The following is a 19,378-nucleotide window of genomic DNA, read 5'->3' as shown; positions in this document are numbered from 1 at the left end:
GTGAATTAACTATTATATTATTAAAATTGCTTAATAATTAGTCGTTTTTTTTAAAATATTATCACCTAATCTTAAATATTACTACATTGTTTAAAATCGATATCAAGCAATCCATTTCTGTTAAATACCACATTTTATTTTGGTTGGGTTACTTTATATTCAATGTTGTACGTTGGGGAAGTTACTTTCAGGATTATTGGTATTCCTTAAAATCTAATCTTGTAGAGTTTCCAATACATATTATAGTGGTCTATGTTAATGTGTATTACCTTATACCTAAACTTATTTTGCGAAAGAAGTATTGGAGCTATGTGTTGTGGCTTATTTTTATGCTAGCCATGGTGTATTTGGTAAGAACCGGATTAAATTATGTATTGGTTACCAAAGATATTTGGCCAGAAGCCGAAAATGCAGGTAGGTTTATGGAGTTAAATCACGTTATTGCTGTGGTTTTAGGAGAACTATATGTTATAGGATTTGTGTCTGCCATAAAACTGTTAATAGATTGGAGTATAGAAAAACAGCGGAACGAGGATTTGGCAAAGCTTCAATTAAGTACCGAACTTAAATATTTACGAACTCAAATTCAGCCACATTTCTTTTTTAATACTTTAAACAATTTATATGCACTAACTTTAACGAAGTCTGATAATGCACCACAACTGGTTATTAAAATATCAGATATGATGCAGTATGTGTTGTATGAAGTAAATAGCTCTAAAGCCGATTTGTTTGAAGAAATAAATCATATTAATAACTTTATAGATATTGCACGTTTGCGTTTTAATGAAAGCATAGACTGTGAAATGGATATCACTGGCGATATTGAAGATGTTGAGGTGCCTCCGTTATTATTTTTAACCTTTATAGAAAATTGTTTTAAACACGGTCTGAAAAATTGCGATAAAGTTATAGTGAGAATGAGCTTCGAGGTTATAGGAAAAGATTATTTAGCTTTTACTTTGGTAAATAGCTTTAAAGCAAATCCTAATATAACGAGCGAGCAAGGTATAGGAATAGCAAATACCAAACGCAGACTAAATTTACTGTTTGCTAGCAATTATGTTTTAGAAACTACCATTAAAGACAATACGTATAATCTGTTTTTAAAAATCCCCATTCGATGAAAATTAAGTGCTTAATTATTGACGACGAATCTTTAGCAATAAAGGTGATAGAGGATCATTTAAAGAATTTCGATCATATAGAAATCGTAGCTACTTTTAATAATCCGTTAAAGGCCTATCCTATAATTGAACAGGAAAAAATTGATGTCATATTCTTAGATATTAATATGCCTCAATTAAGCGGATTTGCATTTATAGAAAACCTAAGCTATAAGCCATTAATCGTGTTTACTACCGCTTACCGGGAATATGCCGTTAAAAGTTTCGAGCTAAATGTGTTAGATTATTTAGTGAAACCCATACCGTTTAATCGGTTTTTAAAGACTATCAATAAGGTTTACCAACAGGTATATGTTAATAATGCTACATCAGAATTAAATCTTCAGCAAGAACCTCATATTTTCTTAAAAGTGAGTAAGAAGTTAGTCAAGGTGAATTTAAACGATATTCTCTACGTAGAAAGCCTTAAAGATTATATAAAAGTGATTACCAATTTGGGCGATTATGTCGTGCATAAATCTTTAACCGCCATTTCTGAAGAATTACCACAATCAAACTTTTTACGGGTGCATAGATCGTATACCATTTCTATTAATAAAATAAAATCGGTAGAAGGCAATACCATAGAAATTGCCAACCGAAAGATTCCTATAGGTCGTAATTATGTAAAAGTAACACGAGAACGCATCTTTAAAAATGAAGATGCCTAACAAAGTATATTAACCACAAACCAATACAATTAATTAACTAAATCATTATGTCTAAACCTGTACAAGCTCACGCTGCACAGAAGAATTCTTCTTTAGTGCCTATATTTATTATTGCCGGATTGTTTTTTATTTTCGGATTTGTTACTTGGATTAACGGGGCTTTAATCCCTTTCATGAAAACCATAAACGAACTCACCGACGCACAATCGTATTTGGTGGCGTCTGCGTCTTATATTTCATTTGTTGTTATGGCTTTACCTGCATCTTATATTATTGGAAAGGTAGGGTATAAAAAAGGAATGTCTTTAGGTCTTGCCGTTATGGGTGTTGGGGCGTTAGTCTTTATTCCAGCTGCCGAAGCACGTACTTATACTTTATTTTTAACGGGGATTTTTATTCAGGGATTAGGCATGACGCTTTTGCAAACTGCCTCAAATCCGTACATAACAATTTTAGGGCCTATGGAAAGTGCTGCTAAACGTATCGCTATTATGGGAATAGCGAATAAAGTGGCTGGTGCTTTAGGGTCTTTTATTTTTGGAGCCATTTTATTGTCTGGTATCGATGAGATTAAAGAACAACTAAGTACCGTGTCTTTAGATGAAAAAAATACGTTATTAAACGAGATGGCCGATAGTGTTGTGATGCCTTATATCGTTATGGCTGTTGTGCTGTTTATTTTAGCAGTGTTAATTACAAAAGCACCATTGCCACATGTTGAAGCCGAAGAGATTGAAGAAGAGACTACGTCTGGAGCAGTGATCGTCAAAAAGACTAGCATCTTTCAGTTTCCACATTTATGGCTAGGGGTACTGGCATTGTTTGTATATGTAGGTGCAGAAGTTATTGCAGGAGACACGATTATATCCTACGGGCTGTCTTTAGGAATACCTGGTGAAGAAGCCAAATCGTTTACCTTAATGACGCTTATGGCAATGGTGGCAACCTATGCTTTAGGAGTATTTTTAATTCCTAAATATATCAGTCAGGTATTGGCTTTAAAACTAAGTGCAATTTTGGGAATAATCTTTTCGCTATGTATTTTAAATACTACCGGATTTACATCGGTATTATTTGTGGCAGCCTTAGGGATTGCAAATGCATTAGTTTGGCCAGCTATTTGGCCGTTAGCATTAAATGGCATGGGTAAATTCACTAAAACAGCTTCGGCTTTATTAGTGATGGCCATTTCAGGGGGAGCTATAATTCCGCCTTTATATGGAGCCTTAGTCGATTCTAAAAAAGAAGAGTTAATCGCACAAGGGGTAGACCAAGCCACAGCTATGTCAACTTCGGCTACTTCGGGGTATTGGATATTAATACCATGTTATATCTTCATTTTATTCTATGCCGTTTATGGCCATAAGGTAGGATTGAAAAAAGCTTAGAATTATGAAACAGCGTATTGAATCTGTAGACTTACTTCGAGGCATCACCATTGCTGCCATGATTTTAGTAAATACCCCTGGAGATTGGGGGAGTGTTTATGCGCCGTTGCTTCATGCGGAATGGCATGGTTTAACACCTACAGATTTAATTTTTCCTTTTTTTTTATTCATTGTAGGTATTTCTATTTACTATGCATATAAGTATAAATCGAATACCACCGGAACTTATAAAAAGGTCGCTGTACGCAGTTTAAAGCTGATAGGTCTAGGTTTGTTTTTAAATATATTTACACCTATTCCTCCGTTTTTTGAAGCTTTAGATACGGTTCGTATTTCAGGTGTTTTACAGCGTATCGGAATTGTGTTTTTTATTACCGCTTGGTTATATCTTAATTGTAATTGGAAAACCTTATTAGGGATTACTTTTGCAATTTTGTTAGGGTATTGGTTGTTTTTAGGGTTCGTGCCCTTGCCAAACGGAACAGCTCCTACTTTTGAACGTGCGGCTAATAATTGGTCTAATTTTATAGATTTAAAGGTTTTTGGAAAACACATGTGGCAACCTGATTACGACCCTGAAGGTTTAATAGGAACAATTCCAGCAATAGCAACAAGTCTTTTAGGCGTGCTTATAGGAAAATTTTTAGATTCAGAAGGCCTTCACAAAGCGATAAAACTTATTGGATTAGGAGTCTTAGGCATTGTGTTAGGTTATATGTGGCATTTGGTTTTTCCTTTAAATAAAGCCCTTTGGAGTAGTAGTTTTGTACTTGCAACCGCAGGCTATGGTACCTTAATTTTGGGGATTATATATTTTATTGTAGATGTAAAAGGCTGGCATTTTGGAGCGATTTTTAAATATGCAGGAATGAATGCCATTACCGTCTATTTTCTGTCGAGTTTAATTAGTAAAATCTTTTATTTGATTCCTGTTGGGGAGAACGATAATATTCATTCTTGGTTATACAAGACGTTTTTTGTTCACGATTTTCTGCCTGCAAATTTTTCATCGTTAAGTTATGCTGTGGTAGTTGTTTTATGTTATTTAGGATTAGGACTGTATCTGTATAAAAAGAAGATTTTTATTAAAGTTTAACAACCTTTAGGCACTTAGTGCTGTATTGAGATACATGAAAAAAATGTACCTTTATAGCCATGTATGCTTTGGTAGATTGTAATAATTTTTATGCCTCTTGCGAACGGGTTTTTAATCCGAATTTGCGAGGAAAACCTATTGCCATTTTATCTAATAATGATGGTTGCGTTATTGCACGAAGTGACGAAGCAAAAGCATTGAACCTTCCTATGGGAGCACCTGCATTTAAATATGAAGCTTTCTTTAAAGCCAATAATATTCAGGTATTTTCTTCAAATTATCCTCTTTATGGTGATATGAGCTCGCGAGTAATGCGAATTTTGGAACAATTTACACCCGATGTTGAAGTGTACAGTATCGATGAGGCTTTTTTAGAATTTAAAGGATTTAAATATTTCGATTTTAATGCCTGTGGACATGAAATGCGAACTCGAATATTAAAATGGACTGGTATTCCTACTTGTGTCGGTATGGCACCAACTAAGGCTCTTTCAAAGGTGGCCAATAAAATTGCACGAAAGTTTCCAGAACGCACTAAAGGGGTGTATTTAATAGATTCTGAGGCTTCTAGAATTAAAGCTTTAAAGTGGTTAAAAATTGAAGATGTTTGGGGTGTTGGTAGACACTTGTCTAGGCGATTAAAGTTAAAGAACTGTCATACTGCTTACGATTTTACATTACTTCCAGACGATTATATTCGTAAACAATTTTCTATAGTAGAGTGGAGGCTAAAACAAGATTTGTTAGGGAAGGCAACCTTAGTGCTTGAAAAACCATCGCCTAAAAAAGCAATTGCTACTACAAGAAGCTTTGAAAACACCTTCTCTGATATCGATAATCTTACCGAACGAGTTTCTACGTTTGCTACAAGTTGTGCCGAAAAATTGAGAAAGCAAAACAGTAGTTGCCATATGATTATTGTGCAATTGAGTAGCAGTCGTCATAAAACGGATATCTCATATGAAAATGCCAGTAAAATGATTACCTTGTCATATCCAACCGATTCATCTTTAATAATTAGTAAACAAGCTGTAGTAGCAGTTAAGCAACTGTTTAAAGTTGGTGTAAAGTATAAACGTGCTGGAGTTATAGTGACAGGTTTAGTTCCTAATGATGCTTTTCAATTGAATCTATTTAGTTCTGAAAATCCAAAGCATAAACCTTTAATGCAGATTATAGATACTTTAAATATAAAATATAAAGGTCATGCTATTAAGTTGGGAAATCAGGATTTAAAACAGACATGGAAAATGAAACAAGAACGACTATCACCAAAATATACGACTAATATTAATGAAATTATTATTGTAAAATGATGCTACACCAAACGCCTAAATTAACGTTTTTTACACCGGAAGTTGTCCCGAATTCAGGAGCTGCTTTTGTAGATTCTGGAATATCGGCTGGATTTCCTTCCCCTGCAGACGACTTTAAAGAAGAACGGTTATCTTTAGATGAAGAATTAGTGCGGAATAAAGAAGCTACATTTTTTGCACGGGTTAGCGGTCAGTCTATGATAGGAGCTGGCCTAGACGACAAAGATTTATTGGTGATAGACAGAAGCCTAGCAGCGACCCATAATAAAATAGCAGTATGTTTTTTAGATGGCGAATTTACTGTAAAGCGCTTAAATGTTCAGGGTAGTGAAATTTGGTTAATGCCAGAAAATCCGAACTATGAACCTATTCAGGTTACAGATGCTAACGATTTTGTGATTTGGGGTATCGTGACCAATGTTATTAAACGTGTTTGATATAGTAAAACCAACTTTATAAAAAAAGCCTCAAAACATAATATTTTGAGGCTTTTTTATATTGAAAATAAAATTATTAGTCGGCTAAGATTATAATTTTATTGTCTTTTAACTCTAAAGTTCCCGACTTAATTTTAAAGGTTAATACTTTAGTATCAACCATATGTGGGGTTACTTCAGGATGTAATTTATCGTATTCTAAATGAGACTGTGTATGCACTTTTATTTTAACGGTTCCTTCTGTTAAAAGTGAAACTATAGCAGCGTGATGGTTAAGCATTTCAAACTCTCCATCTGCACCTGGTACCGTTACGGCATCAACTTCAGAACTAAATATTTTGCCTTCTGGCGATACAATTTCTAAATACATATATTATAGGTGTTTGTTAGTGGTTTGTTTAGCGATGAACTAAAAACCAGTAACCAATTATGAGTCGGCTAACATTTTTTCTCCAGACTCGATAGCTTCTTCAATAGAACCTTTAAGGTTAAATGCTGCTTCTGGTAAGTGATCTAATTCACCATCCATAATCATATTAAATCCTTTAATAGTTTCTTTAATATCAACTAAAACTCCTGGTATACCTGTAAATTGTTCTGCTACGTGGAATGGCTGAGATAAGAAACGTTGTACACGTCTTGCTCTACCTACGGCTAATTTATCTTCTTCAGATAATTCTTCCATACCTAAAATAGCAATAATATCTTGTAATTCTTTATAGCGTTGTAATAACTCTTTTACACGTTGTGCACAGTCGTAATGATCTTTTCCTAAAATGTCTGCTGTTAAAATTCTAGATGTAGAATCTAACGGATCTACCGCAGGGTAAATACCAAGCTCGGCAATTTTACGAGATAATACTGTAGTAGCATCTAAGTGAGCAAAGGTTGTAGCAGGAGCAGGGTCAGTTAAATCATCTGCAGGTACGTAAACCGCTTGTACAGATGTAATAGATCCTGTTTTAGTAGATGTAATGCGTTCTTGCATCGCACCCATTTCTGTTGCTAATGTTGGTTGGTAACCTACTGCAGAAGGCATACGTCCTAAAAGTGCAGATACCTCTGAACCAGCTTGTGTAAAACGGAAAATGTTATCTACGAAAAATAATACGTCTTTACCTTGACCATCTCCAGCACCATCACGGAAATATTCTGCGATAGATAAACCAGATAATGCTACACGAGCACGTGCTCCAGGTGGTTCGTTCATTTGTCCGAATACGAAAGTCGCTTTCGATTCTTTCATGATGTTTTTATCTACTTTAGACAAATCCCATCCACCATCTTCCATAGAGTGCATAAAGTCATCTCCGTATTTAATAATACCAGACTCTAACATCTCTCTTAAAAGGTCATTTCCTTCACGTGTACGTTCTCCAACTCCAGCAAATACTGAAAGTCCACCGTGACCTTTTGCAATATTGTTAATCAATTCCTGAATTAATACTGTTTTACCTACACCAGCACCACCGAATAAACCAATTTTACCTCCTTTTGCGTAAGGCTCAATTAAGTCGATTACTTTAATACCTGTAAATAAAACTTCAGTAGATGTTGATAAGTCTTCAAATTTTGGAGCAGGTCTATGGATTGGTAATCCAGCATCACCTGCTTTAGGTAAATCTCCTAATCCATCAATAGCATCTCCAATTACATTGAAAAGTCTACCATAAACATCATCACCAATTGGCATTTGTATAGGAGCTCCTGTTGCAACAACTTCTGTTCCTCTACTTAATCCATCTGAAGAGTCCATTGCGATGGTACGAACTGTATCTTCACCAATGTGAGATTGTACTTCTAATATTAAAAGTGTACCATCTTTTTTTGTAATTTCTAAAGAATCGTAAATTTTTGGAAGTTCGCCTTCTGATTCGAATACAACATCGATAACTGGACCAACGATTTGTGCAACTTTACCTGTAATTTTTGACATTACTTAAATGTTTATAGATTTTTGCTAATATGTGTTGAAAAAAAACTGTTTTTTCGCGCTGCAAATATAATCGTTTATATTTAAAATGAAATATGTTTTTACCTTTTTTATAGAATGAAAAACGCCCCCGTAAAGAAGGCGTTTTATTTTAACTTATTTATTTACTCTATTGAAGCAAAGGAGAATAGTTAGTAGGATAGTTTCCTAGATTAATTAAGTTTCCTGAAGCTTCAAAGTTAGATTCGTAAGTAGCATCAATAGCTTTCATAAATTCATTTGCAATTAAGGCATAACCCCTCGAGGTTGGATGCACTCCATCTAATGAAAAAGCACCTCCGGTAACCAATTCCGAATTCAAAATAAAATCGCCGTAACCATAACCGCCTGGTGTTGCCACTTTTTGTAAAACCGCATTGGCATCTACAAAAGCAAGGTTGGCTTGATCTGCAGCTGCTTTTATGGTCGCATTAAACGCATCTGTAGCAGTTTTAATGTCATCTTGCTCCGTAGGAATCAATACCCACTTATCTTCTAAAGGTAGGGTTATCCCTTCGGCAGAAAATTGATAGGCTATGTTTTGAGGTAATCCTTGACTAATTAAAGCATTGGCGATGGTGGTGTTTACTGTGCCAATAATTGCACTGCTAGGCAATACAAATAAATCTGATGCGGTAGCTTGTCTGGCTTGCCCATAGGTTGATCCTAATAGGGGAGCTACAATAGGTGCTGCAGATGCAGGTAACCCTATTTGCTCTAAAAATGCAGGAAAAGTTGGGCTAGCCAATAAGGCTCCTGTGATTACTTGAGATAAATCTGCTAAACTTTTATCTTTAATAACAACAGCACTAGCGCTAGTTTCCGAAAATTCGATTGTTCTTTCACTTTGTCCTACGGCTTCAAAAATTTGATTAAGCGAACCATATACCATGTTTAATAATGGGATCTGTGCTGCAAAGTCGGGGTTAGAAGGGTCTAAAGCATTATATGGTACTGTTGTAAAATGTGCAATACTCGTAACATAAGGTATGTTAGCAACAATACCTTGCGAGCCACCAGAAGTTAGGGTGTTTACTAAAGTGGTATACGCATAGTTAAAGGTAGCTTGATCTGTTATTGGGTTAGAGCCATCGCCTCCCGATGTGGCATAACCTAGGATATCGTTATTACCAATCCAAAGTGAAAAGAAGGTTGGGTTTTGGGCCATTGTTAATTCGATAACCGAGGCATCAGGAGTACTTCCTGTCATTCTCACAAAATACGGATTTGCTAAACCAGCAGAAAGATTGCCAATATTTCCGTATCCGTTTGCCAACAAATGATAACTTTTGGCTCCTGGAACTCCCATATTATTGAAAGGGCCTGTTGGGTTGTTTAAAGCAATGTCTGTAGTCACGGTAACGGGGCCAATAACAGATTCTAAAGATACCGGAGCACCTCCTGTTGTGACTAATCTAGGGGCTGCAATTCGTGCTCCCGCTAAGGCTAATCCGCCGTAATTGTCGTTTGTAAGGGGTTGGATAAAGTCGCCTCCGCCAACCATTTCAAATTTTTCGGCTAACATTTTAGGGAAAGAATTGTTTTGACTTGCTATAAACAAGGCATTATCTGTATATCCAGCGGTTAATGAGTTTCCTACCGAAACATAGTTAGAAAAATCTGCAGTTCCTGCTGTTAGTGGCGGATATACCATTCCATTATCATCTGGAGAAGACGCATCATCATCATTATTACAAGCAGCAAAAGTTAGGGAAAGGGCTGCTAACCATATATATTTTACTTTCATAAGTTAAGTTTATTATAAGTTGTTAATTGTCCATGACACATAATACATTGAACCAATGTAACCGGTTCCTATCGCTGTAAAATATTCTTCGCCTAAAAGGTTGGTTGCACCTAATTTAAATGAAGATTTTAACGATGGTACTCGGTAGTTAACCTGCGCATCAAAAGTATGATAAGACGGTATATTACCATCACCAAAAGTAGCTTGCCAGAAATACGCGTCACTCCATCTCCAGGATACATTAAATCCGAAATTTTTAAATAAATCGGTGTTTCCAAAACTTGCTTTTACTTTATGTTCAGGAGTATTAAAACTTGTTCGGAAATCTGGGTAAGCTGCCTGATCGAAATCTTGTTTGGCAAACGTATAATTAGCAGATAAATCGTAAGTAAGGAATACTTTGGTTGATATCTGTATAGATGCCCCATAAGATTTTACATCGGCCGCCGAATTTGTATAGGTTTGGTAGGCTTTGTAATCTCCGTTTTGCAGGGCCGCTAGAGACAGCGAATTGTCTCCAACTGTTCCGTATAAAGGTACAACAACTGTTTCGTTAGAAATAAAGTCTTTGTATTTGTTATAATACATACTAAAATCTACAATAGCATTTTCTAATTTACCGCGGTATCCTATTTCAAAAGACATAACTTGTTCTGGTTTAACAAGATCTACATGTGCTGCAACAGGAGCTCCGTTTTCAACAGAATTTAAGGTAAACGCATTTTCGTATGCAGCTCTACCTACAATTTCTACCGTATCTGGTTGTCCTAAAGATTGCCCGCTTGCACTTACCGGATAAGTTCGAACATCGCGATCTAAATTGCTTTCTGCAGACCCTACTAAAATCGCTCTACCTGCATCTAAACCAATAAATAAATCTTGGGTAGTTGGATTTCTAAATCCAGATTGGAACGACCCTCTTATATTGTGGTTGTCTGTATCTCCTAAAGTATAACCTAAAGATATTCTAGGTGAAAAGAATCCGTCAAACAATTCAGATTTGTCGTAGCGTAACGAGGCTGTTAATTTTAAAGCTTCATTAGCTAAGAATTTTTTCTGAAGTTGGGTATAAAATCCCATTTCAGAATATTTAATAGGACCATCGGTATCGGTATAAATGGTACCAGAAGAATTTAAATCATATTGTCTAAATGAACCTCCTACTTGTATTTCTGCCCAATCTAGTAAATGTCCGAAGTTATAATTTGCATCGGAATGATAATATTTAGAAGCATCTTTAAATTGAGATCCTGAATTTAAATCTGGGTTAGAAGTAACGGTGTTAAATGCATCCTCGAATTCTTTGGTTCCTGGAACCAGTCGACCTTGATCTGCAACAGCTCTTGCCGCTTGGTGAGCTTCGGTATCTGTTGCTCCTCCTAAAGTAGAGGCTGCGTAGGTGTTAATGTATTCTCCGAACCACTGCGTATCGCTTTTCCACGTTCTATTAATGTTAATTCCGGTAAATACCATATCGTAAGAATCTCCAGCATTATCGGCAACCACATACCCTCTAACAAAGAAGTTATCATTTTTTACTTCAATTTTATGTTGTTGTTGAAAAAAGTCTGCAATGTTATAACGGTTTGTTCCTTGGTAAATGGTATTTCCTGTTCCGAATTTCCCAACATAGGCAATTTCGAAATCAGATTTCCACGGACGTAAATAGAGCCCCCAGTCTCCTTTTATACTTTCCGCATTGTAGTTTGTTAAGTCCGATTCATTATAACCCGTTCTACTAACTTCTACATTCGGGATTATTCCTAGTCCGCCAGAGGCAGCTCTAATATTTGTGGACACTTCATCACCATATACGTTATAACCATCGTAATCAATATCGGCTCTTGTAGCTCCTGTGCCAGGTTTTCCAGCATAGTTATCGGCAGCCCAATCGGTACCTTTTAACCAAGAGAAGTTGACTTTAGCAGCAAAGACATCGCTAAATTTATGAGCGATTCTAATACCTACATCGGTATACGAATTGGTTCCTGCGGCATCCTGAACGGTAACTCCTTGTTTGGCATAGCCGCTAATTCCAGAATGTTCGAATGGGTTTTTACTTCTCATAAATAAAATACCATTAAAAGCATTCGCACCGTATAGGGCAGAAGACGCTCCTGGAAGTAATTCGACACTAAGAACATCGGTTTCCGTCATTCCTACTAAATTTCCTATTGGGAAGTTTAAAGCCGGTGTTGCATTGTCCATACCATCTACCAATTGCATGAATCTGGTATTTGAAAACGCGGCAAATCCACGTGTATTTATCGACTTAAAGGTTAAGCTATTGGTGTTGATATCTACACCTTTTAAATTTTCTAGCCCGTCGTAGAAGTCGGCAGAAGCCGTGTTTTTAATTTCTTTTAATCCAAAACGTTCTACGGTTACTGGAGATTCGAAAATACGTTCTGGTGTTCGTGAGGCAGAAATTACCACTTCATCTAGAACGGTACCTTCTTTAATAGTAAATGTTAATTCTTGATTGTTAGTTGTTACCATGGCCGAAGTTGAATCGAAACCCACACTACTCACTATTACCTTAAAAGGCGGATTTAGATCTGTAGAGAGGGTGAAATGTCCGTCAAAATCGGTAACGGTTCCAGTAGATGTGCCTTCTATAATAATATTGGCACCAGGAATAGGTTGTGTGCTATCATCTGCTACTGTTCCTGTTATTGTTGTTTGTGAGAAAGTTACACCACATACAAACAATAGTAGAAGAGAAAAAATGTTTTTCATATTCAAGGTTTAGTTAGATTGTTTAGATAGCAATATACATTTTTTAGTTATACCTTAAAAAAAAGTTAATAAAAAATTAAGTGGTTTATTGTAAATCTGCTAAAGAAACCGTTGAATAATTATTGATATTTAGATTTTACGGGAATTTGTTGCGTATATAAAAAACAAGGGCATTTAAAACCGAAGTTAAAAATGCCCTTTTATAATAGTGTGTTAAGATGTTATTCTACTGTAACAGACTTGGCTAAGTTACGAGGTTGATCTACATTCTTATCTAACATTACTGCAATATGATAGGATAATAATTGAAGAGGAATAGTGGTTAATAGTGGTGATAAAGATTCAGAACAATCTGGGACCTCAATAACGTGGTCGGCCAAATCTCTTACACTTTCGTCTCCTTCAGTAACAATTCCAATAATTTTACCTTTTCTTGATTTAATTTCTTGAATATTGCTAACTACTTTTTCGTAATGTCCTTTTTTAGTAGCAATAACAATAACAGGCATTTGCTCGTCTATTAAAGCAATAGGGCCATGTTTCATTTCTGCCGCAGGGTAACCTTCAGCATGTATGTAAGAAATTTCCTTAAGTTTTAAAGCGCCTTCAAGAGCTACAGGGAAATTGTAACCTCTTCCTAGGTATAAACAGTTTTTGGCATCTTTATAAATAGAAGCAACTGTTTTTACATAAGCATCAGATTCTAATGCTTTTTTTACTTTTTCAGGAATAAGTTCTAATTCTATTAAATGTCGACGGTAATCTGAACTTGATATTGTGCCTTTAGCTCTTGCTAATCGTAAAGCCATTAAAGTTAAAACCGTAATTTGTGTAGTAAAGGCTTTTGTAGATGCCACACCAATTTCCGGTCCGGCGTGGGTGTAAGCCCCCGCATTAGACTCTCTAGCGATAGACGAACCAACAACGTTACACACACCAAATACGAATGCGCCTTTAGATTTTGCTAATTTTATAGCAGCTAAAGTATCTGCAGTTTCTCCAGATTGAGAAATGGCAATAACGATATCTTTTTCTGTAATAACCGGATTTCTATATCTAAATTCTGAAGCATATTCTACTTCTACAGGAATACGTGCTAAATCTTCAAAAATGTATTCTGAAACTAAACCCGCATGCCAAGATGTACCACAAGCTACGATGATTATACGATCGGCATTAAGGAATTTTTTCATGTTGTCCTCTATCCCCGACATTTTTATGATACCTTCATTTACCAGTAATCGGCCTCTAAAAGTATCTAGTATAGCAGTTGGCTGTTCGTAAATTTCTTTAAGCATGAAATGATCGTAACCTCCCTTTTCAATTTGCTCTAAGTTTAGTTGAAGCTCTTGAATGTAAGGATCTACTAAAGAATCATCCTTTATTTTTCGTATTTTAATTTCTTTACCTAAACGAATTATAGCTAATTCTTCGTCTTCAAGATAAATGGCATTTTTTGTAAATTCTAAAAACGGAGACGCATCACTTGCAATAAAAAACTCGTCTTCTCCAACACCAATGGCTAACGGACTACCAAGTCTGGCAGCAACAATTTCGTCAGGTTTGTTTTTATCGAAAACGGCAATTGCATAGGCACCTACCACTTGATTTAAAGCAATTTGTACGGCTTTCCCTAATTTTAAATTCTTTTCGTTTTTAAGGATTTCTTCAATAAGATTTACTAATACTTCTGTATCTGTATCAGATTTAAAAGTATATCCTCTTTTTATTAATTCTTTTTTTAACGACTCGTAGTTTTCTATAATTCCATTATGGATAATTACTAAATCGCCTGAATTAGAATAATGCGGATGAGAGTTTACATCGTTTGGAACTCCGTGAGTAGCCCAACGGGTATGCCCGATAGCGACATTACCATTAGTGGTAATTTCTTTTTCTACGCGTTCTTCTAAATCTGAAACTTTTCCTTTTGTTTTACTAACTTTTAAGTCTTTACCGTCGTAAATGGCAATACCTGCACTATCGTAACCACGATATTCTAGGCGTTTAAGACCATTTATAACTATAGGGTAAGCTTCTCTGTTTCCTATATATCCTACAATGCCACACATAAATTTTTAGTTTTCTGGTTCGGTATAATAAATTTCTAGTTTCGCACGTAAATTTTCTGGTACGTTAGGACTACTTCCGTGCAAAATAGTTCCTTTTGGTGACAATATAGCGCCTTCTGGAAGTGTGGTTACTTCATCGCCGTCGCTATCTAATAATTGAGCATTCAACGTATTGTTTACATTGGTAGATAATACCAATCCAATTTTTGTATTTGTTGAATCGTTTGCTAAAATGTTTTTAATATGTTCTGTTAAACGGATCTTATATTTATACGTCCCTTGGTTTTCTAAACGTTGTCCTAAATGTACAATTTTAGAATCTAGAGGGTTTAATGTATTTAAAGTTCCGTCGTATTGATAGTCTATTAGCGTTGAGTTATTAGTAATGTCGTAAGCAAATAATCGGTCGTAGGTATGGTAATCGTCTTCCGTATAAACTTTACTTGCATCTTCAAAAATAGTTAATTGTGCTTCGTTAATAAGCCAACTATCCTTATGTGATAAAAAATCGTCAAGGTAACTGTCTGGTTCGCCATCGCCGTCTGTGTCTGGCCCTTCAAATAAATGAATAACCGCCATAGAGCCTTCCCCTCCTTTTAAATACAAGGTCTCGTCGCCAGTTTTCGAATTACCATCTGAGATATTAATCTCACTCTCAAAAGTATTTAATCTGGTGGTATTAAACTTTAACGCAAAACTACCTTCTTGTCTTTCTTCGTCATCATCGGTCTCATCATCATCAGATCCTTCCAAATAGGTGTAATTAACTTCTAAAACGGCCTCTGTAGAATTAAAGTTTAACAATATTTGATTCCCATCATTATTAATAGCTTCAGCTTTAAAATAGAGTCCTCTAAAATAATTTAAGAAGTTATTTTGGTTACTAAGTTCAAGGCTTCCTTCTTTTTCAAAAAGTAGTTTTTCCCAGAAATTATTAGTGTTTAAAAGGTCTATTTGTAGGCGAGGAGATAAACGCTCGGTTACTTCTTCCTCGTCTGTATCTTCATTTTCTTCTTCAATAACTATTTCTTCCGGACTAGGAGTAAAATTATCGTTTTCGTATAAGAGCTCACCTCTAAAATCATCGAAATTAATCGTTTTGTTGGCGTTAGAATAATATACCTGTCCGTCTTGGAAGTTCGAGCTCGGATCTGTAGTTCTTAAATAGTAAGTGTTTTGGTAAATAGAAAGTTTAATAGGTTTATCGCCATATAAAGAATCTAATCGGTAAGTTGTAACACCATCTTCGTCGATTTCTGTTGCAGTAGAAAAATACGGTATGGTTAAAGTAACAGATTCTATTTGTGGGTCTACTCCAAATGAAGGAGCATACCTACCGTCTGTTGTTACCATTTGTGAGACTACACTTGCTGTTGTTAATCCGTATTCTGGATTGTTGTAAGCACCTAATAGGTTAGACGATAACCCGTTTGTTTGTACGGGCTTTACTTTTTTAGTAAAGGCTATTATAGGATAAACTATACTGTCTGTTTTAAAGTTTTTTCCGCCAATTATATCTGTTCCTACAGTATTATAATCTCTATCGCAAGCCACTAAAACAGTAAGTGTTAATAATAGTATGCTTGGTAATTTAAGGGCTCTTAAAATCTTTTTCATATATTTTTTATGAAGTAAAACGTATTATTTTAAAACTTCTGTAGTGTAAAAGTTTGAATACGCTTCGCCAAATTCTTCTTTGTTTTTATATCCTAAAACTGGTTTTTCAGAATTGTCTAAATGAGTTGTTATTTCTTCAGGAATATCTTCAGATCCAATAATAATAGCATCAGAATAATCTATAGCTACTTTCATTAAATTGTTGTAGGTAGGCTCGCTTAAAGTTTTAACCACATCATCATTAATATTGTCGAATTTTATTTTGGTAGACATGTTTTCGTTTAACGTGCCATCAAAACCTTGATTGTAAATAGAGGTTACAATTTTACTGTCGTTAAACAAAGGTTCGCCCGCAAAATATTCTTTTAAGTATAACGGTAATAATGATGCTAACCAGCCATGCACATGAATAATATCTGGAGACCAGTTTAATTTTTTAACGGTTTCTATCACTCCTTTGGCAAAGAAAATAGCACGCTCGTCATTATCGGTAAATAATTCGCCATTCTCGTCGGTTAAAGTCGCTTTACGTTTAAAATACTCGTCGTTGTCTATGAAATATACTTGAATACGTTCTTTAGGGATTGATGCTACTTTTATAATAAGCGGCATGTCTAAGTCGTTAATTACAAGGTTTATACCAGATAGTCTTATAACTTCGTGTAGTTGATGTCTCCTCTCGTTGATGTTACCATATCTAGGCATAAAAATCCTGATTTGTCCACCTTGTTGATTTACCATTCTAGGCGTTTCAAACGACATAGATGAGATTTCAGTTTCTGGTAAATAAGGAACTACTTCAGATGATACATATAATATCCTCTTATCTTTCATAAATTACTGGGCTTTTGAGAATTCAAAATAAAAAACACGCAAAATTACAAAATTTTATGCAGATTGCTAGTAAAATATTAAGTTTGCAACCGTTAATTTTTTATTAAGGTGAAGGTAATTACAGAACAATCGGAATTAAAAAGGAAATACAACTTTTAAAATCTCAAGGTAAAACATTGGGGTTGGTTCCTACTATGGGCGCTTTGCACGACGGGCATCTGTCTTTGGTGCAACGAGGCTTAAACGAAAATGATGCTCTTGTAGTTAGTATTTTTGTTAATCCTACCCAATTTAATAATCCAGACGACTTAGTTAAATACCCTAGAACCTTAGAAAAAGATGTCGATTTGTTAAAATCGGTTTCAGAACACATTTTGGTTTACGCACCTAGTGTAGCAGATGTTTATGGCGAGGATGTGGTATCGGTTAATTTCGATTTTGATGGTTTAGAAGACAAAATGGAAGGTGCTTTTAGACCAGGACATTTTGACGGTGTCGGGACTATTGTTAAAAGATTATTCGAAATCGTGACGCCTAATCGTGCTTATTTTGGCGAAAAAGATTTTCAACAATTAGCCATCATAAAAAATATGGTTAAAAAGTGTAATATGCCTTTAACCATCGTGCCTTGCGAAATTTTACGCGAGCCTAATGGTTTGGCTATGAGTTCTCGAAATGTAAGATTAACCTCAGAATATGCAGCCGCCGCTCCGTTTATTTATCAAACACTTAAAACTGCCAAAGTTAAGTTTGGCACAGAACGTGCTAATGAAGTTACCGAATGGGTTGAAGATCAGTTTAAAAACCACCCATTGTTAGAGTTAGAATATTTTGTAATTGCAGATGTGGAAACACTAGAAACTGTAAAACATAAAGTTGAAAATAAATTATATCGCGCGTTTATAGCAGTTTACGCAGGCGAAATAAGGTTAATAGACAATTTAGCACTAAATTAATTATCTTTACGATATGCAAATTCACGTAGTAAAATCGAAAATTCACAGAGTAAAATGTACTGGAGCAGATTTAAATTACATCGGTAGTATTACTATTGATGAAGATTTAATGGATGCTGCAAATATTGTTCAGGGCGAAAAGGTTCAGATTGTTAATAATAACAATGGCGAGCGTTTAGAAACCTATGCAATTCCAGGACCACGTAATAGTGGAGAAATTACCTTAAATGGTGCAGCAGCAAGACGCGTAGCTCCTGGAGATGTTTTAATACTAATTACTTATGGTATTATGGATTTGGAAGAAGCAAAATCATTTAAACCTGCTTTAGTTTTTCCAGACGAAGCCACCAACAAGCTTATATAAGTATTGAATCCTAAAATATCCAAAATATTAAAAATCACACTCCCAATTTTATTGGGAGTTTTTTTAATAGGATATTCCTTGTCTAAAGTGTCTTTAGATGAGCTTTTAGTGTATTTTAAAAATGCCAATTATTGGTGGATTCTACTAGGAGCATTTTTAGGTTTGTTAAGTCATTTATCGCGTGCCTATCGTTGGTTGTTTATGTTGGAGCCCATGGGTTACAATGTCAAATTATCTAACAGTATTATGGCTGTTTTTTCGGCCTATTTAATAAATTATACCATACCTCGTGCAGGGGAAGTAGCTCGGGTTTCCATCTTAACGACTTACGAAGATGTCCCTTTCGATAAAGGTTTTGGTACTGTAGTTGCCGAGCGCATTGCCGATCTTATTGTTATGCTCGCTATTATTTTAGTGACCCTTTTCCTTCAATTCGATTTTATTTTTAATTTCTTTTTGTCCAAATTTAATTTGCCTAAACTTATTTTGGCAGGCGTACTTCTTCTGGGTTTAGGATTAGCTTTTTTAGTCTATATCAGAAAAAGTCAAACAATATTGGCGTTAAAAATTAAAACCTTTGTTTCGGGTTTAATAGAAGGTGTTTTAAGTATTTTTAAAATGAAAAAAAAGTGGTGGTTTATAGCGCATACACTTTTTATTTGGGGCATGTATGTTTTAATGTTTTATGTTACCACCTTTGCGGTACAAGGGTTGCATCCTATTTCTATAGGAGCTATTTTAATAGGGTTTATCTCTGCTAGTTTTAGTATTGCGGCCACAAATGGGGGTATTGGTTCGTATCCTGTTGCGGTTTATGCTGCGTTTTCTTTATTTGGTATAGCTCAAGGACCAAGTATCGCTTTTGGTTGGATTATGTGGTCGTCTCAAACCATTTTAATCATTATTTGCGGTGGTTTATCGCTTTTATTACTGCCTATTTTTAACAGAAAAATTAAGTCTTAAGGCCATTCTTTTATTACGTTTGATTAGTAAATATTTTTTT

General features: G+C 35.3%; 16 protein-coding genes. 9 read left to right on the top strand and 7 right to left on the bottom strand.

What is annotated here, in order from left to right; all coding sequences use genetic code 11:
- The first annotated feature begins 86 nt into the window (after positions 1-86).
- The 6 genes from A9D35_RS09940 to A9D35_RS09915 are packed head-to-tail and all read left to right on the top strand — an operon-like array spanning position 87 to position 6,074.
- A complete protein-coding gene (locus tag A9D35_RS09940) occupies positions 87-1,127 on the top strand; it encodes a sensor histidine kinase (protein WP_066222371.1) in 1,041 nt (346 codons plus the stop codon).
- Positions 1,124-1,837, top strand: coding sequence for a LytR/AlgR family response regulator transcription factor (locus tag A9D35_RS09935; protein ID WP_066222368.1), 714 nt, complete (start codon positions 1,124-1,126; stop codon positions 1,835-1,837). The genes A9D35_RS09940 and A9D35_RS09935 overlap by 4 nt, the downstream gene beginning before the upstream one ends.
- Before the next feature lie 47 nt (positions 1,838-1,884).
- Complete coding sequence (locus tag A9D35_RS09930) at positions 1,885-3,225, top strand: sugar MFS transporter (protein ID WP_066222366.1); 1,341 nt, start codon at positions 1,885-1,887, stop codon at positions 3,223-3,225.
- A gap of 4 nt (positions 3,226-3,229) precedes the next feature.
- A complete protein-coding gene (locus A9D35_RS09925) occupies positions 3,230-4,321 on the top strand; it encodes an acyltransferase family protein (RefSeq protein WP_066222363.1) in 1,092 nt (363 codons plus the stop codon).
- A gap of 59 nt (positions 4,322-4,380) precedes the next feature.
- Entirely contained in the window at positions 4,381-5,637 is a 1,257-nt protein-coding gene (locus tag A9D35_RS09920) for a Y-family DNA polymerase (protein WP_066222361.1), read from the top strand.
- A complete protein-coding gene (locus tag A9D35_RS09915; protein WP_066222358.1) occupies positions 5,634-6,074 on the top strand; it encodes a LexA family protein in 441 nt (146 codons plus the stop codon). The genes A9D35_RS09920 and A9D35_RS09915 overlap by 4 nt, the downstream gene beginning before the upstream one ends.
- A 76-nt stretch (positions 6,075-6,150) precedes the next feature.
- Here A9D35_RS09915 and A9D35_RS09910 read toward each other — a convergent pair whose 3' ends face one another.
- The 7 genes from A9D35_RS09910 to A9D35_RS09880 form a co-directional block, all read right to left on the bottom strand.
- Entirely contained in the window at positions 6,151-6,444 is a 294-nt protein-coding gene (locus A9D35_RS09910) for a FoF1 ATP synthase subunit delta/epsilon (RefSeq protein WP_066222355.1), read from the bottom strand.
- 57 nt (positions 6,445-6,501) lie between these two features.
- Positions 6,502-8,010: a F0F1 ATP synthase subunit beta gene (gene atpD / locus A9D35_RS09905; protein ID WP_066222351.1), complete on the bottom strand. Its 1,509-nt coding sequence runs from the start codon at positions 8,008-8,010 to the stop codon at positions 6,502-6,504.
- Positions 8,011-8,176: 166 nt separating this feature from the next.
- A complete protein-coding gene (locus A9D35_RS09900; protein WP_066222347.1) occupies positions 8,177-9,793 on the bottom strand; it encodes an SGNH/GDSL hydrolase family protein in 1,617 nt (538 codons plus the stop codon).
- Positions 9,794-9,805: 12 nt separating this feature from the next.
- On the bottom strand, positions 9,806-12,532 hold the full coding sequence (locus A9D35_RS09895) for a TonB-dependent receptor (RefSeq protein ID WP_066222345.1): 2,727 nt from the start codon (positions 12,530-12,532) through the stop codon (positions 9,806-9,808).
- A 221-nt stretch (positions 12,533-12,753) separates the two neighbouring features.
- Positions 12,754-14,604 carry a glutamine--fructose-6-phosphate transaminase (isomerizing) gene (glmS, locus tag A9D35_RS09890; RefSeq protein ID WP_066222343.1) on the bottom strand — a complete coding sequence of 617 codons (1,851 nt, stop codon included), beginning with the start codon at positions 14,602-14,604 and terminating at the stop codon, positions 12,754-12,756.
- Positions 14,605-14,610: 6 nt separating this feature from the next.
- Positions 14,611-16,221, bottom strand: coding sequence for a BamH family beta-barrel-assembly machinery protein (bamH, locus tag A9D35_RS09885; protein WP_066222337.1), 1,611 nt, complete (start codon positions 16,219-16,221; stop codon positions 14,611-14,613).
- A 24-nt stretch (positions 16,222-16,245) separates the two neighbouring features.
- Complete coding sequence (locus A9D35_RS09880; RefSeq protein ID WP_066222334.1) at positions 16,246-17,055, bottom strand: glycogen/starch synthase; 810 nt, start codon at positions 17,053-17,055, stop codon at positions 16,246-16,248.
- Positions 17,056-17,231: 176 nt separating this feature from the next.
- Between A9D35_RS09880 and panC the strand changes: the two genes are divergently transcribed.
- The 3 genes from panC to A9D35_RS09865 are packed head-to-tail and all read left to right on the top strand — an operon-like array spanning position 17,232 to position 19,338.
- Positions 17,232-18,011 carry a pantoate--beta-alanine ligase gene (gene panC, locus A9D35_RS09875; protein ID WP_369692164.1) on the top strand — a complete coding sequence of 260 codons (780 nt, stop codon included), beginning with the start codon at positions 17,232-17,234 and terminating at the stop codon, positions 18,009-18,011.
- Positions 18,012-18,024: 13 nt separating this feature from the next.
- Complete coding sequence (gene panD, locus A9D35_RS09870) at positions 18,025-18,375, top strand: aspartate 1-decarboxylase (RefSeq protein WP_066222328.1); 351 nt, start codon at positions 18,025-18,027, stop codon at positions 18,373-18,375.
- Positions 18,376-18,426: 51 nt separating this feature from the next.
- The gene (locus tag A9D35_RS09865) at positions 18,427-19,338 is read left to right on the top strand and encodes a lysylphosphatidylglycerol synthase transmembrane domain-containing protein (protein ID WP_235817886.1); all 912 of its coding nucleotides are present in this window, start codon (positions 18,427-18,429) and stop codon (positions 19,336-19,338) included.
- Positions 19,339-19,378 lie beyond the last annotated feature (40 nt).

Origin of the sequence: Formosa haliotis (assembly GCF_001685485.1) — a bacterium.
Classification (GTDB): domain Bacteria; phylum Bacteroidota; class Bacteroidia; order Flavobacteriales; family Flavobacteriaceae; genus Formosa; species Formosa haliotis.
The sequence above is the reverse complement of the archived record's forward strand: the minus strand, read 5'-3'. Positions and strand labels throughout refer to the sequence as shown.